The organism is Nocardiopsis salina YIM 90010 (assembly GCF_000341025.1).
GTDB lineage: Bacteria > Actinomycetota > Actinomycetes > Streptosporangiales > Streptosporangiaceae > Nocardiopsis > Nocardiopsis salina.
In genome coordinates, this window is record NZ_ANBF01000005.1 from 17,598 (window position 1) to 42,958 (window position 25,361).

Annotated in this window: 22 protein-coding genes and 1 pseudogene (2 of these 23 cut by a window edge); 14 read left to right on the plus strand and 9 right to left on the minus strand. The window is 72.1% G+C overall.

What is annotated here, in order from left to right; translation table 11 throughout:
* Positions 1-45 carry the end of an alpha/beta fold hydrolase gene (locus D474_RS33075; protein ID WP_239646968.1) on the plus strand. 525 nt of this gene lie to the left of the window's left edge, so the window shows 45 of its 570 coding nt (coding positions 526-570); the start codon falls outside the window, past its left edge; it ends in the stop codon at positions 43-45.
* Positions 1-748: pseudogene (locus D474_RS27220) on the plus strand (alpha/beta fold hydrolase); its annotated part reaches 60 nt to the left of the window's first position; the annotation flags it as partial. The gene D474_RS33075 and the pseudogene D474_RS27220, both read left to right, overlap by 105 nt.
* A gap of 261 nt (positions 749-1,009) precedes the next feature.
* Here the strand turns inward: D474_RS27220 and D474_RS0100680 are convergent.
* Positions 1,010-1,474 (minus strand): ATP-binding protein, encoded by a 465-nt coding sequence (locus D474_RS0100680; RefSeq protein WP_017611677.1) that lies wholly within the window; start codon positions 1,472-1,474, stop codon positions 1,010-1,012.
* 177 nt (positions 1,475-1,651) lie between these two features.
* Here D474_RS0100680 and D474_RS0100685 point away from each other — a divergent pair, with 177 nt between their 5' ends.
* Entirely contained in the window at positions 1,652-2,461 is an 810-nt protein-coding gene (locus tag D474_RS0100685) for a helix-turn-helix domain-containing protein (protein ID WP_017611678.1), read from the plus strand.
* Positions 2,458-2,625 carry a DUF397 domain-containing protein gene (locus D474_RS30730; RefSeq protein ID WP_017611679.1) on the plus strand — a complete coding sequence of 56 codons (168 nt, stop codon included), beginning with the start codon at positions 2,458-2,460 and terminating at the stop codon, positions 2,623-2,625. Before D474_RS0100685 ends, D474_RS30730 begins: the two co-directional genes overlap by 4 nt.
* A 142-nt stretch (positions 2,626-2,767) precedes the next feature.
* Here the strand turns inward: D474_RS30730 and D474_RS0100695 are convergent, their stop codons facing one another.
* On the minus strand, positions 2,768-3,706 hold the full coding sequence (locus D474_RS0100695) for a hypothetical protein (RefSeq protein WP_152476544.1): 939 nt from the start codon (positions 3,704-3,706) through the stop codon (positions 2,768-2,770).
* 158 nt (positions 3,707-3,864) lie between these two features.
* Between D474_RS0100695 and D474_RS0100700 the strand changes: the two genes are divergently transcribed.
* The 3 genes from D474_RS0100700 to D474_RS0100710 are packed head-to-tail and all read left to right on the plus strand — an operon-like array spanning position 3,865 to position 6,957.
* Positions 3,865-5,223, plus strand: a complete 1,359-nt coding sequence (locus D474_RS0100700) for a sensor histidine kinase (RefSeq protein WP_017611681.1) — start codon at positions 3,865-3,867, stop codon at positions 5,221-5,223.
* Positions 5,224-5,226: 3 nt separating this feature from the next.
* Positions 5,227-5,928, plus strand: a complete 702-nt coding sequence (locus D474_RS0100705) for a response regulator transcription factor (protein WP_017611682.1) — start codon at positions 5,227-5,229, stop codon at positions 5,926-5,928.
* 54 nt (positions 5,929-5,982) lie between these two features.
* Entirely contained in the window at positions 5,983-6,957 is a 975-nt protein-coding gene (locus tag D474_RS0100710; RefSeq protein ID WP_017611683.1) for a DUF4097 family beta strand repeat-containing protein, read from the plus strand.
* Positions 6,958-6,965: 8 nt separating this feature from the next.
* Here the strand turns inward: D474_RS0100710 and D474_RS0100715 are convergent, their stop codons facing one another.
* Positions 6,966-7,355 (minus strand): hypothetical protein, encoded by a 390-nt coding sequence (locus tag D474_RS0100715; RefSeq protein WP_017611684.1) that lies wholly within the window; start codon positions 7,353-7,355, stop codon positions 6,966-6,968.
* Positions 7,356-7,485: 130 nt separating this feature from the next.
* Here D474_RS0100715 and D474_RS0100720 point away from each other — a divergent pair, with 130 nt between their 5' ends.
* A complete protein-coding gene (locus tag D474_RS0100720) occupies positions 7,486-8,499 on the plus strand; it encodes a Gfo/Idh/MocA family protein (protein ID WP_026118052.1) in 1,014 nt (337 codons plus the stop codon).
* On the opposite strand, the gene D474_RS0100725 is transcribed toward D474_RS0100720, so the two are convergent.
* Positions 8,477-9,262, minus strand: coding sequence for a hypothetical protein (locus D474_RS0100725; RefSeq protein WP_017611686.1), 786 nt, complete (start codon positions 9,260-9,262; stop codon positions 8,477-8,479). The two genes, D474_RS0100720 and D474_RS0100725, sit on opposite strands and share 23 nt — an antisense overlap.
* A gap of 240 nt (positions 9,263-9,502) precedes the next feature.
* On the opposite strand from D474_RS0100725, the gene D474_RS0100730 reads away from it, so the two are divergent.
* On the plus strand, positions 9,503-10,111 hold the full coding sequence (locus D474_RS0100730; RefSeq protein WP_017611687.1) for a Uma2 family endonuclease: 609 nt from the start codon (positions 9,503-9,505) through the stop codon (positions 10,109-10,111).
* Positions 10,112-10,126: 15 nt separating this feature from the next.
* Here D474_RS0100730 and D474_RS0100735 read toward each other — a convergent pair whose 3' ends face one another.
* Both D474_RS0100735 and ddaH read right to left on the minus strand, forming a co-directional pair.
* The gene (locus D474_RS0100735) at positions 10,127-10,468 is read right to left on the minus strand and encodes a RidA family protein (RefSeq protein WP_083931694.1); all 342 of its coding nucleotides are present in this window, start codon (positions 10,466-10,468) and stop codon (positions 10,127-10,129) included.
* 142 nt (positions 10,469-10,610) lie between these two features.
* Positions 10,611-11,393, minus strand: coding sequence for a dimethylargininase (ddaH, locus tag D474_RS0100740; protein ID WP_017611689.1), 783 nt, complete (start codon positions 11,391-11,393; stop codon positions 10,611-10,613).
* 158 nt (positions 11,394-11,551) lie between these two features.
* Between ddaH and D474_RS0100745 the strand changes: the two genes are divergently transcribed.
* The 3 genes from D474_RS0100745 (at position 11,552) to D474_RS0100755 (ending at position 17,404) form a co-directional block, all read left to right on the plus strand.
* Positions 11,552-12,670 (plus strand): NAD(P)/FAD-dependent oxidoreductase, encoded by a 1,119-nt coding sequence (locus tag D474_RS0100745; RefSeq protein WP_017611690.1) that lies wholly within the window; start codon positions 11,552-11,554, stop codon positions 12,668-12,670.
* 422 nt (positions 12,671-13,092) lie between these two features.
* Positions 13,093-14,514 (plus strand): sugar porter family MFS transporter, encoded by a 1,422-nt coding sequence (locus D474_RS0100750; protein ID WP_017611691.1) that lies wholly within the window; start codon positions 13,093-13,095, stop codon positions 14,512-14,514.
* 100 nt (positions 14,515-14,614) lie between these two features.
* Positions 14,615-17,404, plus strand: coding sequence for a DEAD/DEAH box helicase family protein (locus tag D474_RS0100755; protein WP_017611692.1), 2,790 nt, complete (start codon positions 14,615-14,617; stop codon positions 17,402-17,404).
* 39 nt (positions 17,405-17,443) lie between these two features.
* Here D474_RS0100755 and D474_RS0100760 read toward each other — a convergent pair whose 3' ends face one another.
* Positions 17,444-17,725 carry an SHOCT domain-containing protein gene (locus tag D474_RS0100760; RefSeq protein WP_017611693.1) on the minus strand — a complete coding sequence of 94 codons (282 nt, stop codon included), beginning with the start codon at positions 17,723-17,725 and terminating at the stop codon, positions 17,444-17,446.
* Between the two features lie 179 nt (positions 17,726-17,904).
* Between D474_RS0100760 and pabB the strand changes: the two genes are divergently transcribed.
* Positions 17,905-19,896, plus strand: coding sequence for an aminodeoxychorismate synthase component I (pabB, locus tag D474_RS0100765; RefSeq protein ID WP_017611694.1), 1,992 nt, complete (start codon positions 17,905-17,907; stop codon positions 19,894-19,896).
* Between the two features lie 15 nt (positions 19,897-19,911).
* Here the strand turns inward: pabB and D474_RS0100770 are convergent, their stop codons facing one another.
* A complete protein-coding gene (locus D474_RS0100770) occupies positions 19,912-23,247 on the minus strand; it encodes a DNA polymerase III subunit alpha (protein ID WP_017611695.1) in 3,336 nt (1,111 codons plus the stop codon).
* A gap of 313 nt (positions 23,248-23,560) precedes the next feature.
* On the opposite strand from D474_RS0100770, the gene D474_RS0100775 reads away from it, so the two are divergent.
* Positions 23,561-24,259, plus strand: coding sequence for a metal-dependent transcriptional regulator (locus D474_RS0100775; protein WP_017611696.1), 699 nt, complete (start codon positions 23,561-23,563; stop codon positions 24,257-24,259).
* A 45-nt stretch (positions 24,260-24,304) separates the two neighbouring features.
* On the opposite strand, the gene D474_RS0100780 is transcribed toward D474_RS0100775, so the two are convergent.
* Positions 24,305-25,138 (minus strand): SDR family oxidoreductase, encoded by an 834-nt coding sequence (locus D474_RS0100780; protein WP_017611697.1) that lies wholly within the window; start codon positions 25,136-25,138, stop codon positions 24,305-24,307.
* Between the last annotated feature and the right edge of the window lie 223 nt (positions 25,139-25,361).

A 25,361-nucleotide genomic window follows, 5' to 3' on the forward strand; every position in this document is an offset into this window, starting at 1 on the left:
CCTGGTGGGCGACCTCATCGGCCTCATCAGGGCGCTGGGCCATGAGCAGGCCGTCGTGGTGGGCCACGACTGGGGAGCTCCCGTGGCCTGGTCCGGGGCCATGATGCGCCCGGACGTGGTACGCGCCGTGGCCGGGCTCAGTGTCCCCCCGGCCCCGCCCGCCTTCATGCCCCCGCCCTCGGTGACCCGCGAGACCTACGGCGAGGGCTTCTACCAGGTCCTGTTCCAGCAGCCCGGTGTGGTCGACGCCCAGCTGGCAGCCGACCCGGCCGCCACGGTGCGCCGCATCCTGGTCGGCGGCTCGGGCGACAACCCGGCCCTGGACAAGCCCGTGCCCTGGGTGGTGCCCGAGGGCATGCAGCTGCTCGAGACCATGCCCGAGCCCGCGTCTTTGCCCGAGTGGTTGGACGCCCAGGACGTGGCCGCCTTCGCCGAGGACTTCTCCCACCACGGCGAGCGCGCCTTCACCGGCCCGCTCAACTGGTACCGCAACATCGAACGCAACCAGGGCCTGATGTCGCCCTTCGCCGGGGCCACCATCGACGTCCCGGCGCTGTACATGGTCGGGGACCTGGACATGGTCACCGCCCTGCACGGGGTCTCGCAACTGCGCCGGTCCCTGCACCTGATCGCGCCGAAGCTGCACGCCCAGCACACCCTGGCCGGGTGCGGGCACTGGACCCAGCAGGAACGCCCGCGCCGGGTCAACGAGGCGTTGGTGGACTTCCTGGACCACCTGGACGGCTGAAGACCGTACCCCCGGGCCCTGTGCGCGCACCCCCAGCGTGCACGGCTCAGGGCCTGTTCGGTCGATGCCTTCCGTTGCGAACGGCGCATCGGGAGGTGCTCTCGCAGGGCCGAAGAGGGAGCGCCCCTGCTGTGCACGGCCCGCAAGCCCGGCAGTTTCGCACCGCGGGGCCCAGGGCGGGGGCCTGCCGAGCGATGAGAACACAGCGAGAATGCCGCCGGGGCCTCGCGCAGCAGGTGATCGGTCTTGGCCGAACAGGCCCTACCCCTCATAGAGCAGGGCCCGCACGGTCAGGGGCTGCCCGGCGTTGCCGTACCAGTCCCAGCACACCGAGAGCGCCTCCACCAACCGCAGCCCCAACCCCGCACACCCCGGATCCGTGTGCGGGAACGGCATCGCCTCCACCCCCGCCGGCGGGCCGGCGTCGGTCACGGCCACGACGAACCCGCACTCCAGGCGTTCGACCTCCACACGCACCGTCCCTCCCGGCTCACCCGAACGGGTGTGGCGCAGCGCGTTGCTCACCAACTCGCTGACCACCAAGGACAGGTCGCAGGCCTGCCCGGGCCCGCGCCCCGAGGCCGCCTGGGCCCACTGCCGGGCCAGGCGTACATGGGCCGGGGAACTGCCGCACAACAGCCCCGACCGGTGGGGGCCGGTGACCCGCACCCGACGGGGCACCGTGAGGTCGGCCGAGATGGAACGCACGGTGTGTGCCTCTTTCATGTGGAGGTGGACCGTTCGACTCGGCCCCCGTGGCGGTTCGCGGCGCACGCTCTGGGTGTGTGCGCCCGCACTGGACTGTGTACAGCGCCCGCGCCCGCCGAGCCACGAAAACAAAAAAACTGTCCTTTGTCGCAGCATCCGGTAGTGGGCAGTCGCATTCCGTCGTTTAATGTTCCCATGACGCAGAACACGGCCGCGAAGTGGCGCCCCTTCGGTGCGGAGATACGCAGACTCCGCGTGGAACACGGGTTCTCCCAGTCCCGGCTCGGAAAACGTCTGGGTGTGACCGGTGGGATGGTCGGGCACATCGAACGCGCCACACGGGTGGCAAACCGCACCCAGGTCGACAAAATGGACGATCTGTTCGCTACCGAGGGCGAACTCGTGCGTTTTTGGAAGGACACCCTGCGCGAGGGCGCCGTACCCGAGCACTTCCGCGACGCCCTCGCCCTGGAGCACAAGGCCCGCCACATACGCGAGTACCAGTCGGTGCTGATCCCCGGCATCGTGCAGACCGCGGACTACGCACGCACCCTGATCCGGGCGCGCCACCCCCATTCGGACACCGAGGTGATCGAAGACCTCGTGCGGGCACGAACCACACGACTGGAGGACATTCGCCGCCGGGGGACCTTTCTCTGGCTCGTCGTGGACGAAAGCGTCCTGAGCCGGCCCATCGGGTCACCGGAGATTCTCGGCGATCAGCTGAAATGGATCACCTTCCTCATCGAGAGCGGTACGATCCGACTCCAAGCCCTTCCTCTGACGGACAACCCCGGGTTGTGCGCGCCATTCCGTCTGGCCTCCTTGGACGCACGGAGATCGGTGCTCTACCTGGAAAACGCACTGGGGGGCCAGATCGTGGACGAACAGGAACAGATCAGCCAGGCCTACACCCTCTTCGGAGCGATGCAGGCCGAAGCACGGTCCACCCAGGCCACACTCGATCTGATCCGACGCATCGACAAGGAGCGAGCGAGCACATGAACGACTGGCACAAGTCCAGCTACAGCGACGGCGGCGGCGGCAACTGCGTGGAGGTCGCCGAAGGCCCCACCACGCACCTGCGCGACACCCAGCACCGCACCCTGGGGCACCTGAGCGTGCCCGCCACCGAGTGGAACGCGCTGCTGCACACGCTGCGCGCCTGAAACACCCCCACACGCACCGCGGGCCGGCCCCTGCCAGGGATAGTGGCAGGGGCCGGCCCGCGGCCCGTACATGTACCCAGGGTAGCCGCCCCCACCACCCCCGCTGAAGGGACCAAAGACCGTCCCGGCCCCGCCCCGCTCCTCAACCGGGCTCGGGCAGATCCTCCAACCACCCGGCATCACCCGCACCGGCCGCCCGCACCTGGGCCGCCAACTCGGTCAGCGGTTGAGGCCCCTCCTGAGCCCCCTGCCAGCGCAACAGCACCACACCACCCTGCTCGGAAGGCATTCGCACATCGGCGATGCGCTCAGGGGCCTGCTCGTCCTGGCGCACCACCATCGTGTCGACCTGCTCGCACGTTCGCGCCTCGGCCTGGGCGCACCCCAGCGTCGGCGCCGAGACTCCCTCGTGGGTGTGCACCCGCAGCCGGGCCCCGCCGGCGTGCTCGTAGACCAGGTGGACCTCCTGCACCCCTTCGTGCTCGGCCAGACCCACCGGCTCCCACTCGGGATGATCCAGCACCGCCGCACCCAACACATCCTCCGGCTGGGGCGCACCCGTCCACGCCCCCTCGGGCCGGGGCAGCACCCACCACAGCGCCGCGACCGTGGCCGCGAACCCCGCCAGGGCCACCGGGGCCCGCCAGAGCATGCGGCGCCCGGCCAGCGACCACCGCGCCACCACGAAGGCCCACACCAGAACGGCCGAGCCCACCAGCGCCAACGCCACCGGGTCCTCCTCGCGCACCGCCACACCACCGGTCGGCACCGCGACGGCCAGCACCACCAACGAGGTCCGCAACGGCGCCCGAGCGCCCAGCGCCCGCGGCACGAACTGCAGCACGAGCGCGGCCACCACCACCAGCACCGCGCACACACCCACCACCCAGACCCTGCGCCCGGCACCGCCACCGGGACCACCGGCCGCCTCCCACACCGGGGGCACCACCCACAGAGCAGCGAAGACCCCCGACACGGCCGCACCCCAACACGTCAACGCGGCCGCCGACACCGCCGCCGGGGCCCACCAACCACGCACCAACCGCACCTGCGGCCCCGCCGCGCCCACACCCTGCTGCACCCGCACCCCTTCGCCTGTCACACCCCTGCCAACGCACCACAGCGCCGCCACGGTTCCCTGCACCCCGCCCACCCCGACCCGCGGTGGTGGTCGCACTACCCCGCATCCACGTGGTGGTGGGATCGATCCCCCAGCCCCCGGAGCCTAGATTTGAGACCGTGAGCAGCCACGACACCGACACCGCACCACCGGCGCACCCACAGCGCCCCGGGCCCGCCTGGCAACAACGCGCCGTGGAGATCCTGCACCTTCTGACATCGCTGCCGCTGGGCGCGCTCTACCTCCTGCCCGCCCTGATGCTGGCCGCCGCGGTGACCGCCCTGGTGCTGACCCTGGCCCGACCCTGGCTGCCCTGGAGCACCGAGCTGGACATGCTCCCCGCCCCGTCGTGGCACGTCCTGGCCCTGGCCGCCCTGCTGTGCGTGGCGGCCACCCTCACCGCCCGCCTGGCCTGCCGCCTCCAACGCGACCGCCTCGACACCGTCTTCGGCATCGTGCAGGCCCACACCCCCGACCCACTGCCCACCGCCGGCCCCCTGCTGCGCACCTGGCGGTTCCTCTTCGGCGCCCGCGCCTGGTCCATGGTCATCTACAGCACCGTCGCCGGCCTGCACGGGCTGATCCTGGCCGGCACCACCGTCGTGCTCGTGGTCTGCGGCGGCGCCTCATCCCTGGGAGCGCTGCTGGGCCTGGTCGTGGTCCTGAGCCGCGGCGCCCAGGGCGCCGACCTGTGGTGGCCCCTGGCCCTGATGCTGCTGGCCCCACTGGCCGCCCTGGCCGGGATCCGCTTGGCACCCCTGGTCGTGGACTCGGAGATGTACCTGCACCGCACCCTGCTCCTGGAGGCCCCCGAGGCCCGCGTCCGGCGCCGCCTCATGCACGTCCAGGACAGCCGCCTGCGCATGGTCGACGCCGCCGAGGCCGAACGGCGCCGCATCGAACGAGACCTGCATGACGGCGCCCAACAACGCCTGCTCGCCCTGGCCCTGACCCTGACCCGCGCACGCGCGCGCGTGGGAACCGACCCCGACCGGGCCCTGGAACTGATCACCCAGGCCCAACAGGACTCCCGCGAGGTCCTGGACGAACTGCGCCGGGTCGCCCGCGGACTGCACCCCAAGGTCCTGACCGACCACGGCCTGGCCTGGGCCCTGCCCGTGGCCGCCGAACGCGCCCCCGTCCCGGTCCGCCTGGACGTGGACCTGGACCGGCGCCCCTCCGCCCGCGCCGAGGGCGTGGCCTACTACGTGGTCTGCGAGGCGCTGGCCAACGTCGCCAAGCACGCCCGCGCCGACCACATCGGCATCCACGCCCGGCGCATCGAGAACACACACCCCCAGCGCGCCCTGCTGCGCGTGAGCGTCACCGACGACGGTGTCGGAGGAGCCGACCCGGACCAGGGCACCGGCCTGTACGGGCTCTGGGACCGCGTCGACGCCGTCGACGGCCACCTGAGCGTGAGCACCCCGCAGGGCGGAGGAACCGTCCTGACCGCAGACATCCCGTGGGAGGCATGAGCAGTGCACGGCCGCACCGACCACCCCGCACCCGCCGACAACAGCGGGCCCCGCGTCATCATCGCCGAGGACTCGGTCCTGCTGCGCGGCGGCATGGCGCTGCTGCTGGAGGAATCGGGGGTGCACATCCTCGACCAGGTGGGCGACGCCGAGGCCCTGCTGGCCTCGGTCGCCGACCACCCGCAGGTCGACCTGTGCCTGATCGACATCCGTATGCCGCCCACCTACTCCGAGGAGGGCATCGAGGCCGCCGTGCGCATCCGCCGCCAACACCCCCACGTGGCGGTCCTGCTGCTGTCCCAGCACGTGGTCAGCCGCTACGCCGCCGACCTGCTCGGCGCCGGCGCCACCAAGGTCGGCTACCTGCTCAAGGACCGCGTCGCCGACATCGAGGAGTTCCTGGCCACCCTGCGCCGGGTCGCCCAGGGCGGCGCCGCCATCGACCCCGAGGTGGTCTCCCAGCTGCTCAGCCGCAACCGCGACCGCGCCCTGGAGGCGCTCACCCCGCGCGAGACCGAGGTCCTGGAGGTCATGGCCCAGGGGCTCAACAACGCCGGCATCGCCGCTGAACTGACCATCACCGAACGCGCCGTGGAAAAACACATCCGGTCGATCTTCACCAAGCTCGGCCTGGGCCAGGACGACCACGACCACCGCCGTGTACAGGCGGTCCTGCGTTTCTTGCGCGGCGCCGACCGGCTCTGAACACACCGAGGACCGACGGAGGGACCACACACCTCCACAAAGAAGGGGAACGACGTGACATTCAAGGCCCGAGGACTCTACGCCTCCTCCAGCAAGGAACCGCGCCGCTCGCGCGTGGGCCTGTGGCTGTTCCTGGGCGGGCTGCTGGCCCTGGCCCTGGTGGCGGCCACGGTCCTGTCGGTGCTGGGCAACGTCGCCGTCACCCGCGAGCAGGCCTCCCAGACCTACGACGCCGGGGCCCGCGTGCAGATCGACAACCGCACCAACGGATCGGTGCGCATCGTCCCCGCCGATGTCGAACAGGTCCAGCTCGAGCGCACGCTCTCCACCAGCCCCCTGCGCGGGGTCGACGAATCGGTCACAGAATCCGGCGACAGCCTGCAGGTGGAGGCCGGCTGCACCGGCCCGGGCCTGTTCTTGACCACCTGCTCGGCCGACTACGAGATCACCGTGCCCACCGAGACCGACCTGGAGCTCACCACCGTCAGCGGCCCCGTCGAGGCCTCCGGGCTGCAGGGGCAACTGGGCGCCTCCACCACCAGCGGCGACATCACCGTCTCCGACCACCAGGGCCAGGTGCGGGCCGAGGCGGTCTCCGGGCGCGTGGAACTGGCCGACGTTCAGGGCTCCGTCGAGGCCGAGACCACCAGCGGCCACATCAGTGCCACCGGTGAGGGCGAGCGGGCCCGGGCCGAGACCACCTCCGGCGGGGTGGACCTGTCCGGTTACGCAGGCCAGGAGGTGGAGGCCGACTCCACCAGCGGCGACGTCACCGTCGGCGACTTCACCGGGGCCGACCTCTCCAGCGTCTCCGGCGACGTCGAGATCAACAGCGGCCAGGAGCTGCAGACGCTGACGGTGGAGACCACCAGCGGCAGTGTGCGCGCCCAGGTGCCCCAGGGCCGCTACGACGTCAGCGGCGACTCCACCTCCGGCGACCGCGAGATCGGCGTGGACACCTCACCCGATGCCGACGCCCAGATCAGGATCGACACCGTCAGCGGATCGGTGCACCTGTCCCGTTCCTGAACACGGCCCTAACCCGCAGCGGGTTCGAACCGCAGCGCCGCCCAGTCCGAATCGATCGGCACCTGGGCGGTGCTGCGCCACCCGGCGTCGACGAAGGTGTCCCACCCCTTGTCGGCGGCCAGATCGGTGATGATCGTGCCACCCTTCTGCGGAAAACACACCCAGAACCGGGTGCCCGGGCTCAGCGCGGCCAAGGTCCGCGAACTCTCCCTCTCGACCGTGCCCCGGTCCAGGGTGAACAGGTGCACGTCGTCGTAGACCGCGCCCTCGACCGGGCCCAGATCGATGTGCAGGTCCGAGGGCGGGTCCAACAGGCGCAAGTAACGCTCGGGGGCGTTGAGGACGAGCAGCCGGTCGCCGGCCTGCACTCCCAGTCTCTGGGCGAGCGTCTCCGACATTCCTCCTCCTTCGGTCTCCCGCACGGGCCCGCGGGGCCCCGGTTCCCAGGCCACAGTACGGTCCACCGGCCGCGAAACCGAGCATCTGCCCCTGTCCTACCCGAGTTCTCCCTGTTTTTAGGATGCCCTCATGGCACAAGAGGAGCCCTCCCCCCGGTGGGGCCTGATGGGAACCGGTCACAGCGCCCACGCCTTCGCCCGAGCCCTGGCCACCGCGCCCGGCACGCCCCTGGCCGCGGTCGGCTCGCGCACGCGGGCGCGGGCCCAGGCCTTCGCCCGTACCCACGGGGCCCGGGCCGCCCACGACAGCTACCGCCGCCTGGCAGCCGACCCCGGCGTGGACGCGGTGTACGTGGCCACCCCGCACCCCTGGCACCACACCCACGCCCTGACCGCGCTGGACGCGGGCAAGCACGTACTCGTGCGCGCACCACTGGCCGCCAACGACCTGCAGGCCGCGGAACTGATCCAAGCGGCCCGGGACCGGGACCTGCTGCTCATGGAGGGCTCGGCCCCGCGCCACGTCCCCGTACAGCGCCTGGTGCGGAACATGGTCGAGCAGGGCGCGATCGGATCGCTGCTCTCGGTGCACGCCGAACTCGGAGCCGGGCTCGCCCACGAGGCCGCACACCCCTTCTTCGACCCCGAACACGGGGGCGGGGCGCTGTCGGTGCTGGGCACGTACCCGCTCTCGTTGGCGACCTGGTACCTGGGGGAGCTGACCGTGCTCGGAGCGGCCCGGCAGTTGGCACCCGGGCGCACGGTCGACACCCTGGCCACGGTGCTGGCTCGCGGGGGCGGCGGGGCCACAGCCACCCTCACCTGTGCCTCACGCCCCGACACGGCCCGGACGGTGATCACCGGTTCGGCGGGGCGCATCGAGATCCAGGGAATGGGCCGGGCCACCGACGCGGTCCTGTACCGCCACGAGAGCGGGCCCGAGCGCCTGCACCGCGAACTCGGGGCGGGTACTCACCGACTCCAGGCCCTGGAGTTGGCCCGGTGCCTGCGCCAAGGGCTGGCCCAGAGCCCACTGATGCCCTGGTCGCACAGCCGCGCGCTGGCCCGGGCCGTGGACCGTGTACGCGACGTGGCCGAGCTGCTCCAGGATCCGTCCCACCTCACCGGCGCCGGCCGGTCCTGAACCCGGCCCAGGGGTGACCACGGCGCAGCTCGCGCAGGCGGCGCGCGGCGATGACCGCGGCCAGCAGGGGCGCGTTGAGGCGGGCCACCACCATGACGGCGTCCTTGTCGCCGACCCGGTCGGCGAAGTAGGCGTCGATGCGCTCGTCCCCGCACGTGGGCTCGCACCCGTAGACCCGGCCCTCGAACATGCGGTAGGCATCACGCACCAGCAGCTCACCCGGTTCCAGCCCCGGCCCGTCGCCCAGCCAACGGGCCGCCTCCTTTGCCACGTGCCGGACCTGAGCGGGGACGGCCCGGTGCTCGTTGGGATGGACGCGGCCCGCACCCAGGCCCTTGCGCCAGCCCGCGTAGACGGCCGGGTGTCGGGTGCGCAGCAGCACGTAGGTGGCCGCCCAGGGCCGGCTCAGGATCTCGCGGACCATGAAATGCAGGGTCAGGGCGGCCGAGAGTCCGAACCGGCGGTGGTCGGGATCGACCCCGGCCGCATCCAGGTACAGGGCCCGTCGGCCGGCGAACCGGTGGCGGTGGTAGCCGCCCCAGCCCACGGGAGAGCCGTCCGGGCCCAGGATCAGGGCCAGCGTCGAGATGCGGTCGAAGAACCCGCCGGCCACCCGGGCGTCCCAGTAGTCGGAGTGGTCGGCGACGAAGGCACGGGCGGCCAGGACGCGCAACAGGGCGTGCAGGCGTTCTCTGCATTCGGGTTCCAACGCCCACGGCGCGTCCCACCGGGCCACGCGATAACCGTCGATCAGTTCGGACACTGTGGGTTGGACACTCAAATCACGCAGCTCCGGGCACACATGTCGGATCTGGGCGGGCAAACCGGCACCCCTGCTTTCATCACGTAACGAAGGTGAACGACTCCTCAACGTAATCCATGTGGTGCACGTGCGCGCCCGGTTCGGTCACACGCTGTGATCGATCTTCCCGGTCCGAGCCCTGGCCGGGCGCGCTGGGTATCTTCGGCGAACACCACCCCGCGAAGGAGGGCGATAGCTAAGATGAGCTCCGAAGACCACGAGAACGAGGAGCAGAGCATGGCTCAGCCTGTCCCCGAGTGGCTGGTTCCGCCCGTCGAGGGCTTCAGAGCCGAGGATCTGGACTCTCTGCCCGACCTTCCCCCACACACCGAGCTGATCGACGGGAGCCTCGTCCTCGTGAGTCCCCAGAAGGGTTTCCACAGCATCGTCCTGGACCTTCTGGTGCAGGCGATGCGTGCGGAGGCCCCCGCCCCTTACCGCGTTCGGCGCGAGATGACCGTGACCCTGGGCCCGCGCCAGCGCCCCGAACCGGACCTGATGGTGGTTCAGGCCGCGTCGATCGACAACGAACAGACCACGTTCTTCCCCCGGGACGTGGTCCTGGCCGTGGAGGTCGTCTCCCCGGAGTCCACCGAACGCGACCGCGACCGCAAGCCCCAGCTGTACGCGGGGGCGGGCATCGTCTACTTCTGGCGTGTGGAGAACAACGACGGGGTCCCTGTCGTCTACACCTACGAACTCGACCCCGCCGGCCGCGCCTACGGCCTGACCGGGATCCACCACGACCGCCTGCTCACGGCCCGCCCCTACGCCCTCGACATCGACCTCACCGAGGTCAAGCGCCTGTGACCCTGCCCCGGGGCATCACTGCTCCGGCAGGACGGCCACGGCCTCGACCTCCACGAGCTGCTCGTCATAGCCCAGCACCGCCACACCCAACAGCGTGCTGGGCGCGTCGTGCTCTCCCATGTGCCCGCGCACGACCTCCCAGGCCGCCACCAGGTCCTCCTGGCGCGAGGTGGCCACATACACCGTGGTCTTGACGACGTCGGTCAACGCCGCACCGGCCTCGCCCAGGGCGGTGGCCAGGTTGTCCATGACCTGCGCGGCCTGGCCGGGCACGTCGCCGACGGCGACCGTGTTGCCCCCGGCGTCCAACGGGCAGGCGCCCGCGGTCCACACCACCCTGGCCGGCCCCTGGGCCATGGCCGCGTAGGCGTAGTCGACCTGGTCGGTCAGGGTCTGGCTGCGTACGAGCACGGCTTTTCTCCCTCGCCCCGGCGAACACTCCACCGGAACCGACGCCCGGGGCCGCCGCGGGGTTCGCTCTTCTGCTACGGGCAGAGGTTCACCGGGCCGGGTCGGGCACCAGAACGCTCAGGCACGTCACGCACCCCTCGAGCTTCTCGAACTCGGAGATGTCCACCGGCAGCACCCTCCAGTGGTCGGCCGTCAACCGGTGCACGGTCTCGTGCGCGGCCGCGCTGACCAATACCTCGCTCCCGCCCAGGGGCAGCACGTGCGCGCCCGCCTCCTCGGCCACCGGCCGGACCGCAGGCAGAGCAGCCGTCTCGACCAACTCGGGCAGGCCCACCAGCGTCCCGTCGGCCAGTGCAGTGACCGCCGACTTCAGGTGCAGCACCCGGCCCAGAGCCACCGTGCACACCGTGCGCCCCAGCGGGGCCAGCAGCCGCTCCAGCTGCTCGGCGCCCCCGGCGTCGGTGCGCCCGCCCAGACCCACGTACACGGTGGTGCCGACCTGGAGCACGTCACCGCCCTCCAGATGGCCCGGCTCCTCGATGCGGGCCACGCGCAACCCCAGCTCCCGTACGGCCTTCTCCGCCCCGCGGACCTCCTCGCGCCGGCTGTGCTCACCCGGGCGCGTGAGCACGGCCAGGTCCTCGCACACCACCAGAGTGTCCTCGACGAAGACCGAGTCGGGCCGGCCCGGATCGGCCGCCACCTCGCGCACCCGCCAGCCCGCGGAGGCCAGGGCCTCCTGGTAGACGAGGTACTGGCGCGCGGCCAGCACCGGGTCCACGGGCGCGTAGTCCAGGTGGGTGCGCACACCCCGGTCGAGTTCGGGCGAGGGGCGGCGCGTGAGGGCGGTCCCTCGGTAGTGGGCGTCCACGTGGGGTGACCTCCGAATGGGGAAGGGGATCACGCAGCGCAAAAGGCCGCGCACGTTCGGTCGCCAAACCTACCGTGGGCTCACACCGCACAGGCCTCCATGGCACACCCGCGCTGCAGGCACGTGTTCGCCGCCCCCGGCCGGGGCAGGCCAGGTCCATGGACGCGATCGTTGTCGGCGGCGGCATCGTGGGCGCCGCCGCGGCCCACCACCTGTGCAGCCAGGGCGCCTCCACCATGCTGGTGGCCTCCTCCCACACCGGGGCGGCGACCCCGGCCGGGACCGGGGTGATCCACCCCTGGCCCTTCCCCTGGGACACCCCCGCCGACTGGGCGTTCAAGCTCGCCGCCGCGGCCCATCTGCCTCGCCTGATGGCCGAACTCGAGCAGGACGGCCACCCGCCCGGGTACCAGATCACCGGCGCCCTGTCGGTGGAGGCCGAGGGCGCCGACTCCGGGTTCGAACTCATGGACTCCCTCTCCGGCCGCGAGGGCTTCGAGACCATGGGACGGGTGGAGCGCCTGGAGCCGGGAGCCCCGCACGAGCTCTTCCCCCTGCTGGCCGAGCGCGACCGGGGCGTGTACATCGAGGGCGGGGCGCGCCTGGACGGTGCCCTGGCCCGCCACGCCCTGGTCGAGGCCGCCCGGGAACGCGGCCTGCACCTGCGCACGGGCCAGGCTCACCTGGTGTGGGAGGGCGAACGTGTCACCGGGGTCCGCGTGGGCCAGGAGCAGGTGCGCGCCCCGGTGACGGTCGTGGCCGCGGGCGCCTGGTCAGCCTCCCTGCTTGCCCCGACCGGGTTCCAGCTCCCGGTGTTGCCGGTACGCGGGCAGATGGCGCACTTCGCCCTGCCCGGTCAGCGCACCGGAAGCTGGCCCGGCGTGCGCTTCGGCGAGCACGACTTCCACGCCGTGGCCTTCTCCCCCGACCGGATCTCCACCTCCGGAACGCGCCGACCCGAGGCCGGTTTCACCTACCGCGCCACCGCCGGGGAACTGTCCCAGCTGCTCACCACGGCGCTGGCGACCATGCCCGGCCTGCAGGAGGCCACCCTGGCCCAGGCCCGGGTGGGGTTCCGCCCGGCCACCCACGACGGACACCAGCTCCTGGGCCCGATCGAAGCCGTGCCCGGGGTCGTGGTCGCCACGGGGCTGGACTCCCTGGGGCTGACCCTGGGCCCCTTCCAGGGCAGGGTCGCCGCGCAACTGGCCCTGGGCCGCGAGACGGGACTGGACCTGCACCCCTTGCGCCCCGACCGACCCGCCCAGGCGCCGTGATCGAACCGCTCACCCCGCCGCAGCGGCCACACTCCCGTAGCGCACACCGCCGTGCGTGTGGGTGGGCAGCACCGGCCACTGCCGCCTCCACGGGGCGCACTCCGAGGAAGGGATGATCTGCAACCACCGCGGCGCCCCGAACGAACCCGTCCACGCCTGTACTGCGCCGTGTACCGCGACATGGAAGGCTGAAGGGCCCCTCACCTGGCCGAACAACCACTTCACCGGGGTTATGGTGATTCACTGCGCCCCCTGGGGTGACTTACGTCAAGTATTAGTAGTAAGGTCCTGCGCAGCCGGTATACCCCCGGGCCTCACCGATGTCCGAAACCCTGCCGGCCCGAACGTACGCACACACCGCCCGGATCTGCCGACCCGACCCCCCACGGGCACCGGGCACCCCCTGGGGGAAGGAAACCACCATGAGCTCGACCGACGCGTCCCGGGCCGCGCGCCCCGGCGCCGGCGGGGCAAGCCTGGCCCACGTGACCATGATCGCGGCCGCCGCCGCGATGGGCGGGTTCCTGTTCGGCTACGACAGCTCCGTCATCAACGGCGCCGTCGACGCCATCCAGGGCCGCTTCGACGTCGGACCCGGAACACTCGGCTTCACCGTCGCCTCGGCCCTGCTGGGCTGTGTCCTGGGCGCGGCCCTGACCGGCCAGCTCGCCGATCGGTTCGGCCGCCTGCCGGTCATGCGCATCGCCGGCGCGCTGTTCATCCTCAGCGCCATCGGCTCGGCCCTGCCCTTCGGCATCTGGGACCTGACCGCCTGGCGCATCATGGGCGGTGTGGCCATCGGCCTGGCCTCGGTCATCGCACCGACCTACATCGCCGAGGTCTCCCCGGCCGCCTACCGCGGACGCCTGGCCTCCCTGCAGCAGCTCGCGATCGTGCTGGGCATCGCCGGCTCCCAGCTGGTCAACTACGCCATCGCCCAGCTCGCCGGCGGCAGCGCCGCCAACATGCTCGGGCCCGTCCAGGCCTGGCAGTGGATGCTGGGCATCGAGGTCGTCCCGGCCGCGCTCTACATCATGCTGAGCTTCTGCATCCCCGAGTCGCCCCGCCACCTGGTGCGCGTGGGCCAGGCCGACCGGGCCCGCGCGGTCCTGACCCGCATCGAGGGGGCCGACGCCGTCGAGGGGCGCATCACCGAGATCCGCCGCGCCCTGGGCTCGGAGGTCCGGCCCAAGCTGCGCGACCTGGCCGGGCGCTACGGCCTGCTGCCCATCGTCTGGATCGGCATGGGCGTCTCCGCCTTCCAGCAGCTGGTCGGCATCAACGTCATCTTCTACTACTCCAGCTCGCTGTGGCAGTCGGTGGGCATCGACGAGGAAAGCTCGCTGCTGCTGAGCCTGTTCACCTCGGTGGTCAACATCATCGGTACGGTCATCGCGATCCTGCTCGTGGACCGCATCGGCCGCAAGCCGCTGCTGCTCATCGGTTCGGCCGGGATGACCCTGGCCCTGGCCACCGCCGCGCTGGCCTTCTCCAACGCCGTCGTGCAGGGTGAAGAGGTCGCCCTGCCCCAGGTCTGGGGCGTGGTCGCACTGATCGCCGCCAGCTCCTTCGTGCTCTTCTTCGCCCTGTCTTGGGGCGTGGTCGTGTGGGTGCTGCTGGGGGAGATGTTCCCGCTGCGCATCCGCGCCGCCGCCATGGGCGTGGCCACCGCCACCCAGTGGCTGGCCAACTGGGCGGTCACCGTCAGCTTCCCGTCCCTGAGCGACTGGAACCTGAGCGCCACCTACACGGTCTACGCCGGCTTCGCGCTGCTGTCGCTGCTGTTCGTGTGGAAGTTCGTGGCCGAAACCAAGGGCAAGACCCTGGAAGAGATGCAGGGCTGAGCCCCCGCAACCCAAGCCCGGGCGCCGCCGTCGCACACTGGTACGCAGGCGCCCGGGCCATCGAAGCCCACCCCGAGGGCGCCGTTCGGGGGAGAGGCCCATGGAGACGATGCAGAGCGCGCACTGGCCCCACGCGCTGCGCCCGTACCAGCAACAGGCCCTGCAGCGCGTCGAGGAACGCTGGCGCAGCGGGCACGAGCGCACCTGGATCGTTCTGCCGCCCGGGTCCGGCAAGACCCTCGTGGGCCTGGAGGCCGCACGCCGCCTGGGACGGCGCACCATCGTCCTGGTGCCCAACACCGCCATCCAGGGCCAATGGCTCTCCCACTGGCGCTCCTTCCGACGCAACGACGGCGCCCCCACCACCGCCGGAACCGGACCGGACCTGGACCACGAGGTCACCGTCCTGACCTACCAGTCCCTGGCCGTCTTCGACCCCGAGGCCGAGACCGACGCCGAGGGCCGCTCGACCACCCCCGTGCGCGACCGCCTGCACCCCAACGGGCGCGCCCTGGTGCGCGCACTGCAGGAAGCCGGGCCCCTGACCCTGCTCCTGGACGAGTGCCACCACCTGCTCCAGGTCTGGGGACGCCTGATCGACGAGATCCTCACCGACCTGCCCCGCGCCCGCGTCATCGGCCTGACCGGAACCCCCGCCACCACCCTGACCAGCACCGAGAAGGACCTCGTGGACCGCCTCTTCGGCACCCCCGTGGTCGGCGCCTCGGTGCCCGCCCTCATCCGCCAGGGCCACCTCGCCCCCTTCGCCGAACTGGCCTGGTTCACCCACCCCACCGCCGCCGAACACCACTACCTCGCCGAACAGGGCACCCGCTTCACCGAACTGTGCACCGACCTGCTCCGACCGGGCTTTGCCAGCACCGACTTCCTGGCCTGGATCGACACCCGCTTCGTGCACCGCCCCACCGACTCCGGCGGCCACCTGGACTGGTCCCACGTGGCCGCTTCCACCCCCGACCTGGCCCAAGCCGTCCTACGCCTGCACCACGCCGGACTGTGCGCCCTGCCCCGAGGAGCCCGCACCCTCGAACACCACCGCCGCCCACCCACCGACCAGGACTGGACCGCCCTGATCGGCGCCTACACCCGCACCGGCCTGGACCCCGACCGCGACCAGGACGCCCTCCGACGCATCCGCACCGCCCTGCCCGCCGTGGGCCACCACCTGACCCGCAACGGCGTACGCCGGGGCACCTCACCCGTGGACCGCGTCCTGGCCCGCAGCGACGCCAAGTCCCACGCCACCGTCGAGATCCTGGCCGCCGAACACACCCACCTGGGCGAGCGGCTGCGCGCCCTGGTGCTGTGCGACCACGAACGCGCCGGCTCACGCCTACCGGCCGCCCTGCGCGAGGTCCTGGCCCCCGACTCCGGATCGGCCCGCCTGCAGGTACAACTGCTGGCCTCCGACCCGCGCACCCGCGGCCTGCACCCGCTGCTGGTGACCGGGCGCACCGTGGCGTGCGGGCCCGAGACCACCGAAGACCTGCTCGCCTTCGCCCGGGCCGAACACCCCGGCCTGAACCTGAGCGCCCGCCCCGACCAGGGCCTGCACGTGATCGAGGGATCCTGGATCTCACGCACCTGGACCACCACCCTGACGCGGTTCCTGGAACAGGGGCACAGCCACGTGCTCGTGGGCACCCGCGCCCTGCTGGGGGAGGGGTGGGACGCCCGCGGCGTCAACACCGTCGTGGACCTGACCACCGCCACCACCCCCACCGCCGTCGTGCAGAGCCGCGGACGCGCCCTGCGCCTGGACCCCCACTGGCCCGACAAGTGCGCCCACACCTGGACGGTCGTGTGCCTGGACCACGACCACCCGCGCGGGCACGCCGACTGGGACCGGTTCGTGCGCAAACACGACGGATACCTCGGCGTGGACGAGGACGGGCAGATCATGAGCGGCATCGCCCACATCGACGCCTCCCTCTCGCCCTACAGCCCGCCCAGCGAGACCGACGCCCTCAACGCCCGCATGCTCACCCGCGCCTCGCAACGCCACCGCACCCGGCAACGGTGGAACGTGGGCGCCCCCTACCAGGACACCCTCCTGCCGACCCTGCGCGTACGCGAGCACCGGCGCCCGCCCTCCACCGCAGCGCATGCGGGCCAGGACCTGCCTGCCCCGGTCGCGCCGGGCGCAGTGACCACACCGTCCGGGGCGCGCGCCACCGAGGGCGCCCCGCAGCTGCTCACCCCCGCCACCGGGATCCTGGCCGCCCTGGCCGTGCTGTTCGTCCTCGCGGGGTGGGCCGCACCGGGCTGGTTCGCAGGGGCCGCGGTGTGCGCGGCCGCCGCCGGGGCCCTGGAGCTGCGGCGCCGCCATCGCCACGCTGCCCGCGTCCTGGCAGAGGCCGCGCTCCCGGTCGAGACGGCCCGCTACGCCGCAGCCCTGGCCGACGCTCTGCACGGTGCCGGGCACGCACCGGTGGGCGCCCAGGGGGTGCGGGTGCACTGCGACACCGACGGCATCTACCGCTTCACCCTGACCGGGGCCGGGAGCCGGGCCGCCGACCACTTCGCCCAGGGCCTGGAAGAGGTCCTGGCCCCGCTGGTGGAACACCCCCGCTACATCGTGGCCCGCCACGTGCTGACCAGCGCGCCCCACAAGGCGGCCCGCCGCGCCCACACCTGGCGCGCAGCCCTGGGGGCGCGCGTACCGGTCACCACTGTGCACCACGCCGTCCCTGCCCTGCTGGGCCGCAACCGCCAGGGCGCCCGCGCCTTCGAACGGGCCTGGTGCCGCTGGGTCAGCGACGGCCAGGTGCTCTACACGCGACACGGGCACGGACAGCAGGTGTGGCTGGCCCACCTGGGCAGTGACCCGGTGCAGGTGTCCACCGCCCACCGCCTGATGTGGGAGTAGGACCAGGGACCCCGGCGCGGGCCCGCGGCGCGGGCCGGCTCACTCCAGGTCGATCTTGCGCTGCAGGAACTCCTCGCGGCCGATCTCACCGCGGGCGTAGCGCATGCGCAGCTCGGCCAGGGCCGGGTCCATGCCCGCGGGCACTTCCCGATCACCTTCGGGCCCCGCCAGCCGGGAGAAGGGCCCGCGGGGGCCGCGGCCCCCCGGGCGCGGACCTGCGGCCGCCTGGGCGGCCGCGGAGACCGTCACGGCCACGAACACACCCATGGCCAGCATGAACAGGACCAGGATCGCGGCCATGAGATCACCCACGCTCTCCATCCGCTACGGCGCACCGGGCCCCGAACAGAGCCCTCAACCGTAGTTCTACCCGCACCCGGGCCCGGGCACCAGAGGCGCCCTGCCACCTGTGGACGAACGCCTGCACCGCCCCGGCCCGCACCGGCGCCCACCGCAGCGCCCTACCCTGGAATACCGCAGAGCGGAAAAAAGGGGCGAGCATGCGCGTTCTCCTCGTGGACAACCACGACAGCTACACCTACAACCTGGCGCACCTGGTGGCCACGGTGACCGGCGATCGGCCCACCGTGGTGACCAACGACGACCCCGCCTGGGGCCGCCTCGACCCGGCCGCCTTCGACGCCCTGGTGCTCTCACCCGGACCGGGACGCCCCCAGCACCCCCGCGACCTGGGCCACGTGCCCGACCTGCTCGCCACCACCGCCCTGCCCGTCCTGGGCGTGTGCCTGGGCCACCAGGCCATCGCCCACCTGGCCGGCGCCGACGTGACCGGCGCACCCCGCCCCCTGCACGGCCACCTCACCCGCGTGCACCACAGCAACACCGGCCTGTTCGCGCACCTGCCCCAGGACTTCACCGCCGTGCGCTACCACTCCCTGGCCGTGGCCGAACCCCTGCCCCCGGCCCTGCAGGCCACCGCCCGGGCCGAGGACGGCGTCCTGATGGGCCTGGCCCACAACGACCTGCCCCGCTGGGGCGTGCAGTTCCACCCCGAATCCGTGGCCAGCGAGGGCGGCCGCACCCTGATCGACAACTTCGCCGCCCTGGCCCGCCCCCGCGCCACCGGTGCCGCAGACACCCCACCCCCCGAACCGGCCCCCGCACCCCCGAACGGAACCACCCCCACCCGGCCCGCACCCCTGGTCGAGGTCCTGCCCTGGGAAACCGACACCGAGGCCGCCTTCGAGCGCCTGTACGGCAACACCCTCCCCGCCTTCTGGCTCGACAGCTCCCTGCCCCAGGGCCCCGCACGCTTCTCCTTCCTCGGCGCGGCCACCGGCGAGATCCTCACCCACCACGTCGACCAGAACAACGTGCACGTACGCCACCCCGACGGCAGCGGGCACCACGAGAGCGGCGACATCTTCACCGCCCTGCAACGCCGCCGCACCCCCGCACCCACCGACCCCGACCTGCCCTTCGACTTCACCGGCGGCCACGTCGGCTACTTCGGCTACGAGCTCAAGGCCCACTGCGGAGGCCACGCCGCCCACACCGCCCCCACACCCGATGCCGTATGGATGCGCTGCGACCGCTTCGTGGCCGTGGACCACCACCACCGGCGCACCTACCTGGTCAGCAACGACCACGCACCCCACGCCCGCCAGTGGCTCCACCANGCGCCCACCCGACCCACCACCGACCACCCCGAGGCCGCCGACCTGCTCGAACGCGACCACGCCGGCTACCTCACCGATGTCAAGGAATGCCTGGCCCAACTCACACAGGGCGAGAGCTACGAGATCTGCCTGACCGACCGCGTGCACCTGCCCGACGACGACACCGGCGACCTCGAGCTCTACCGCCGCCTACGCCGCGCCAACCCCGCCCCCTACGCCGCCCTGCTGCGCCTGGACGACCTCACCGTCCTGAGCTGCTCACCCGAACGCTTCCTGCGCGTGGACCCCGACGGCGTGGCCGAGTCCCGCCCCATCAAAGGCACCGCACCCCGCCATGAGGACCCCGACACCGACGCCCACGCCGCCCGCGCCCTGGCCACCGACGCCAAGACCCGCGCCGAGAACCTCATGATCGTCGACCTGCTGCGCAACGACCTGGGCCGGGTCGCCCGCACCGGCAGCGTCCAAGTACCTGCATTCATGTACACCGAGTCCTACGCCAGCGTCCACCAACTCGTCTCGACCGTGCGCGCACACCTGCGCCCCGACGTCGACGCCCTGGACGCCGTACGCGCCTGCTTCCCCGGCGGATCGATGACCGGCGCCCCCAAACTGCGCACCATGGAGATCATCGACCGCCTGGAATCCTCGGCCCGCGGCGTCTACTCCGGCGCTCTGGGCTACATCGCCGACACCGGCGCCGCCGACCTCAACATCGTCATCCGCACCGCCGTACGCGCAGGCGGCCGGTACACCGTCGGCGCCGGCGGAGCGATCGTGCTCGACTCCGACCCCCAGGCCGAGTACGAGGAGATGCTGCTCAAGGCCGCCGTACCCCTGAGCGCCCGCTGACCGCCCCGCCCGGGCTCACCCGCCCGAACTGCCCGGGCTGGCGTGCCAGAGCCCGCGCGAGGGCACCGGGTCCGAACGCAGATCCGCATACGGAGAGACCGTCATCCCGGTCACATGCCGCACACGGCCCCCGCCCACACCGGGCCCGCAAGCACCCGGGGCGTGCACCGCCCGCGCCAGCCCCGGCCGGCCGCCCTCCTGCCAGGCCCGGCCCAGCTCCACCAGGTCCAGCGCGTGCGTGGCGGTGACCGTGGCCATCCCCGACCCCGCACGGCGCACCCGACCGCGCGCCACCAGCAACCACGCACCGAAGACCGTGGCCGCGCACCGCTCCTGCACAGATTCGAAGAAGGTCAGATCCACCAGACCGGTGGCATCGTCCACGGTGGTGAAGATGATGCGCTGACCCGAACGCACCGCCGGGGTCTGGGTGGCCACCTTCACCCCCGCCACCAGCACCTGGCCTCCCGTGGGCACCAGGTGCAGGTCGCGGGCGCGCACCAGATGGTGATCGGCGGCCAGCGCGGCCAACACCTCCGCGTGGCCCTCCAACAGGTGGCGTTCGACCTCGTAACCCAGCACCTGCAGCTCGGCCCCGGTGCGTTCCTCGGCGCTCATCGGCGGCAGGTGCGCCTGCGGGGCCGACCCGGCCACCTCCAACGCCGACTGCCCCGCACCCACACGGGTGCGCCCGGCCCGCTCCAACGCACTGACCTGCAACAACAACTCACGCCGGTGCACAGCCCCCGTCTCCTCACCGATCCCGTACAGCGCGTCGAAGGCCCCCACCCGCACCAGGTTGTCCAACGCCTCACGCGACAAGCGCGCCCGCGCGGCCGCATCCGGCAACGAGTGGAAGGGCCGCTCGGCCAGGATCCGTTCGATCTCGGCCCCGCTCAAGGCCCGCACGTCCTCCAGGCAGGCCCGCACCCCCCACACACCCTGCCCGGTGAGCTCGACCCGCCACTGCTGCCCGGAACGGTTCACATCCACCCCCAGCACCGCGACCCCGAAACGGCGCGCGTCCTCGACCACCGCCCGGCGCGGGTACATCCCCGGATCGTGGGTGAGCACCCCCGCGTAGAAAGCGGCCGGATGGTGGCGCTTGAGCCAGGCCGACTGGTACGTGGGCAGCGCGAACGCGGCCGCGTGGGCCTTGCAGAACCCGAACGAACCGAACGAGGACAGCACCCGCCAGACCTGGGCGACGGTGGCCTCGTCGTGCCCGCAGTCGGCGGCCATGCCGGTGAAGGCCTGGCGCACCTGTTCGCGCCCCTGCTCACTGCTCAGGCAGCGGCGCATCGCCTCGGCCCGATCGAGCCCGCACGCGGTCATGGTGTGCAGCACCTTCAACACCTGCTCGTGGAAGACCACCACCCCGCCGGTCTCGGCGAGCACCTGCGACAGGATCGGCGCGGGCGGACGCGCCGGCGCCTTGCCATCGCGCGCCTCCAGGTAGGGGCCGATCATGTCGCTGCCCACCGGGCCGGGCCGGAACAGGGAGATGTCCACGATCAGGTCCTCCATACAGGCCGGGCGCAAACGGCTGACCAGCTCGCGCTGGCCGGGCGATTCCACCTGGAAACAGCCCAGGGTGTTGGAGGAGGCCACCATCTCGTACACGTGCGGGTCCTGGGGCAGCTCCTCCAGGTCCGGGGCGCTGCCGGTGGTGCGTTCGACCTCCTCGCGGGCGGTGGCCATGGCCGACTGCATACGCACCCCGATCACGTCCAGCTTGATCAGACCCATCTCCTCCACGTCGTCCTTGTCGAAGGCGACCATGGGATAGCCCGCACGGCTGGGCAGCAGGGGAGTGCGCTCGGCCAGGGAGGAGTCGGAGACCACCAGACCGCACGGGTGCATCGCCGCGTGCCGGGGCAGCCCGTCCAGGTGTTCGGCCAGCCGGAACAGGGTGCGGGCCGTCTCGGCGCTGACCCCCGACCCGTCCAGGCCCCGCAGCTCGGGCAGGTCCTGGGCAGCCGAACGGATCCGCCGCGCCCGCACGTGCGGGAAGGCCTTGGCCAGGCGGTCGATCTCGTGCGGGGGCACCCCCATGGCCGCACCCACGTCGCGGATGGCGCTGCGGGCCCGGTAGGTCTCCATCATCGACACACACGCGGTGTCGGGATAGGCGGCGAAGACGGCGTCGTAGGCCTCCAGGCGGCGCGCCGACTCCACGTCCAGGTCCACGTCGGGCAGGCCCTTGCGGCTCAGCGTCAGGAACCGTTCCATGAGCAGCCCGTGGTCGAGGGGATTGACCGCCGAGATGCCCAGCAGGTGGTTGACCAGGCTTCCGGTGCCCGATCCCCGGATGGAGCAGCGGATGCCCTTGTCACGGATGCGGTCGGCGGCCCCGGCCACGGTCAGGAAGTAGGCCGACAGCCCCTTGTGCTCGATGATGCCCAACTCCTCGGCGAGCCGGTGGCGTGCCTCGTCGTCGCGGTCCAGGCCCAACCGGTGCAGGCCCTCCTCACAGGAGTGCCACAGGTGCTCGCGCGGGCCCTCGAAGCGCGGCAGATGGGTCCGGTCCATGCCCAGGTCGGCGTCGGGGTCCAGGGCACAGGAAGCAGCCAGGGCGTTGGTGTGGGCGATCAGCCGCCGTGCAGCGGCCGGCTCGCCCACCAGGCGCTGGGCCACCTCGAACATGGCGGCGCCGTCCTTGAGGTGGGCCTGTGCGGTGGCCGGGCCGGGCGGGGTGCCCCCGGGCAGCCAGCGGCGGGCCTGGTCGAGCACGTGGGCGACCTCGGCGCCCTCCTGGGCGGGGTAGCGCACGGCGTTGGTGAGCACGGCCATGGTGCGGGTGCGTTCGGCCAGGGCCAGCAGGGAGCGGGCCTGGGAGCGCTGCCCGGGCAGGTAGTGCTCGACGGCCTCCAACACGGTCTCGGTGCGTGCGTGCCAGCGCTTCAGCAGGCGTTCGGCCTGGCCGGGGCGGCCCGCGGCCAGAGTCAGCCCGACGTCGGAGCCGGGCCCCAACAGAGCGACCACGTCCTGGGCCTGCTCCAGCTCCTGCAGCGGCAGGGCCGCAGGGTCGTGCTCGTGGGCGCGGGTGATGAGCCGGCACAGCCAGGACCAGCCGCGGCGCCCGCGCGCCAGCAGCAGGACCCGCCCGCCCCCGGGCGCGGCCACGGCCAGGTCGCAGCCCAGAACCGGGCGCACCCCGGCCCTCTGGCAGGCGCGCACGTGTTTGACCGCGCCGGAGACGCTGTCGCGGTCGGTCAGCGCGAGCAGACCCTGACCGAGCTCAGCGGCCCGCTGGACCAGCTCCTCGGGCTCGGCGGTGCCGTAGCGCGGCGAGGCCGAGGAGACCACGTTCAGATGCACGAAGTCCACGTGTGTGTTCGAACGCGCCATGGTCCGCCCCTTCCCCTGATACGCCGGTTTCGGCACGGGCGAGGCCCGTGGGGAAGGAGTGCCGAAATAGAACTTATGTTCGAATCATAGCGCAGTTCGCACACCAAGCAACGCCACGACCTGCACCGACCCCGAGGCCCGCACCACAAGGACGATCCGTTCGAACACCACCACACCGACCACAACCCCGACCGGCCCACCGGGCACACGCATCCGCGGGGGAGCGGAAGCGCGCCAGGACGGGGCGGCGGCCGTCCACAGGGCCCAAGCACGAGATGGCCGCCCACACAGCGTTCAAGGTACGGTTACGGCCATGGACAACGCACCGACACGACCGTCCACGTCGGTCGAGGACTACGTGAAGGTCATCTACGACCTCCAGGAGAGGGGCACCGGCCCGGTGACCATCTCCGGCATGGCCGAACGGCTGTCGGTGTCCAATTCCTCGGTCTCGGGGATGCTGCGCAAACTCAACGAACTCGGCCTGGTCCAACACCAGCGCTACGGCGCCGTCAGCCTCACCGAAGCCGGAACCAAGGCCGCCCTGTCGGTCCTGCGCCGCCACCGCCTGCTCGAGACCTACCTGGTCGCCGAACTCGGCTACTCCTGGGACGAGGTCCACGACGAGGCCGAGATCCTCGAACACGTGGTCTCCGACAAGTTCGTCGACCGCATCGCCGCCCACCTGGGCGAACCCGTCGTCGACCCCCACGGCGACCCCATCCCCACCCGCGAGGGCGACATCGTCCAACGCGAGTCCCTGCTGCTCTCCGAAGCCGACGAGGGCACCGCCGGAACCATCGTGCGCGTCAACGACACCGACCCCGACCTGCTGCGCTACCTCGCCGAGGTCGACATCGGCATCGGCATGCGCGTGCGAGTACAACGCCACCAGGCCTTCGCCGGCTCCATGGAGATCACCGTGCACACCTCCGACCAGGACAGCGAACGCCACCAGGCCCTGGGACTGGTGGCCGCCGAAGCCCTGTGGATCACCCCACAGCCCCGCTGAGCAGCACGCTGCCCCCACCGGCCCGCAAGAGCCCTCACGTCCGGCTCATACGCCCCGGCCACGCCAGCGCCCGAACCCGCCCTCGGTGTTGATGACCTGCCCGGTGACCCAGGACGCCTCCTCGGTACACAGCCAGGCGATGAGCCGGGCCGGATCGTCAGGGCGCCCGAACCGGCCGAGCGGGAACATCGGCTCGACCTCCCGCCACATCTGATCGTTGAGGTAACCGGTGTCGACCGGACCGGGGTTGACGGTGTTGACCCGGATACCGCGATCGGCGAGCTGGTCGGCGATGGTCGTGCTCACCCCGGCCAGAGCGGCCTTGGCCGCCGCGTAGGCCACCTCACCCGGCAAGGGCCCCAGCCCCTGCCCGGAGGTCAAGAACACCACCGACGAGGCGCGGCCGGCCTCGTGGCGGGCAGCCAAGGCCTGGGCCAGCAGGATCGAGGCGCGCGCATCCACCGCCCAGTGGCGGTCCAGGTCCGCGGCGCTCAGCTCGCCCAGCGCCCCGTCGGAGCCGCTCAGCGCCTGATTGCAGACCAGAGCATCCAGGTGGCCGAACTCCTCGGCCGCCGCCGCGACCACCCGCTCAGCAGCCTCGGGCCGGGCCAGGTCAGCATGCAGATCGGCCACGCGTGCCCCATCGACCAGATGAGAGCGCACCCCCTCGAGCACGGCCTCCAGGTCGTCGCCACCCCAGTCCTGCTCCTCGTCATGGGGCGAGAAGTGGTGACAGAACACGCTCGCCCCGTAGGCCGCCAACCGGCACGCAGTGGCATAACCGATCCCCGCACGGCGGCTGACCCCGCTCACCACGACGGACTTCCCCCGCAGCGGCAACGGATCACGCGCCAGCCGGTCCCCACCTTCGATACTCATGGGCTCCAGTGGACCAGAGACCGCCGATCCCTCGCCCGGGGCACCCCCACACACTGCTGCACCACGGCGCCAACACCCCCGCAACAGGAAAAGCCATAGCGCCCTGCCCGCGCCCTCTGGCATCCTGAAGCCATGCACAAGCGACGTTAACTCCACGCCCGAGGTCGGTCGACCCCGCAGGCACGAGGGCCTCCCACCAGGCCCCACACCGCTGCCCACGACC

What these genes read in the sequence shown, in the direction of transcription:
- D474_RS0100680 (WP_017611677.1), bottom strand. Translation starts at nt 1,474, where the DNA reads ATGAAAGAGGCACACACCGTGCGTTCCATCTCGGCCGACCTCACGGTG.
- D474_RS0100685 (WP_017611678.1), top strand. Translation starts at nt 1,652, where the DNA reads ATGACGCAGAACACGGCCGCGAAGTGGCGCCCCTTCGGTGCGGAGATA.
- D474_RS30730 (WP_017611679.1), top strand. Translation starts at nt 2,458, where the DNA reads ATGAACGACTGGCACAAGTCCAGCTACAGCGACGGCGGCGGCGGCAAC.
- D474_RS0100715 (WP_017611684.1), bottom strand. Translation starts at nt 7,355, where the DNA reads ATGTCGGAGACGCTCGCCCAGAGACTGGGAGTGCAGGCCGGCGACCGG.
- D474_RS0100720 (WP_026118052.1), top strand. Translation starts at nt 7,486, where the DNA reads ATGGCACAAGAGGAGCCCTCCCCCCGGTGGGGCCTGATGGGAACCGGT.
- D474_RS0100730 (WP_017611687.1), top strand. Translation starts at nt 9,503, where the DNA reads ATGAGCTCCGAAGACCACGAGAACGAGGAGCAGAGCATGGCTCAGCCT.
- D474_RS0100735 (WP_083931694.1), bottom strand. Translation starts at nt 10,468, where the DNA reads ATGGCCCAGGGGCCGGCCAGGGTGGTGTGGACCGCGGGCGCCTGCCCG.
- D474_RS0100745 (WP_017611690.1), top strand. Translation starts at nt 11,552, where the DNA reads ATGGACGCGATCGTTGTCGGCGGCGGCATCGTGGGCGCCGCCGCGGCC.
- D474_RS0100750 (WP_017611691.1), top strand. Translation starts at nt 13,093, where the DNA reads ATGAGCTCGACCGACGCGTCCCGGGCCGCGCGCCCCGGCGCCGGCGGG.
- D474_RS0100755 (WP_017611692.1), top strand. Translation starts at nt 14,615, where the DNA reads ATGGAGACGATGCAGAGCGCGCACTGGCCCCACGCGCTGCGCCCGTAC.
- D474_RS0100760 (WP_017611693.1), bottom strand. Translation starts at nt 17,725, where the DNA reads ATGGAGAGCGTGGGTGATCTCATGGCCGCGATCCTGGTCCTGTTCATG.
- D474_RS0100770 (WP_017611695.1), bottom strand. Translation starts at nt 23,247, where the DNA reads ATGGCGCGTTCGAACACACACGTGGACTTCGTGCATCTGAACGTGGTC.
- D474_RS0100775 (WP_017611696.1), top strand. Translation starts at nt 23,561, where the DNA reads ATGGACAACGCACCGACACGACCGTCCACGTCGGTCGAGGACTACGTG.
- D474_RS0100780 (WP_017611697.1), bottom strand. Translation starts at nt 25,138, where the DNA reads ATGAGTATCGAAGGTGGGGACCGGCTGGCGCGTGATCCGTTGCCGCTG.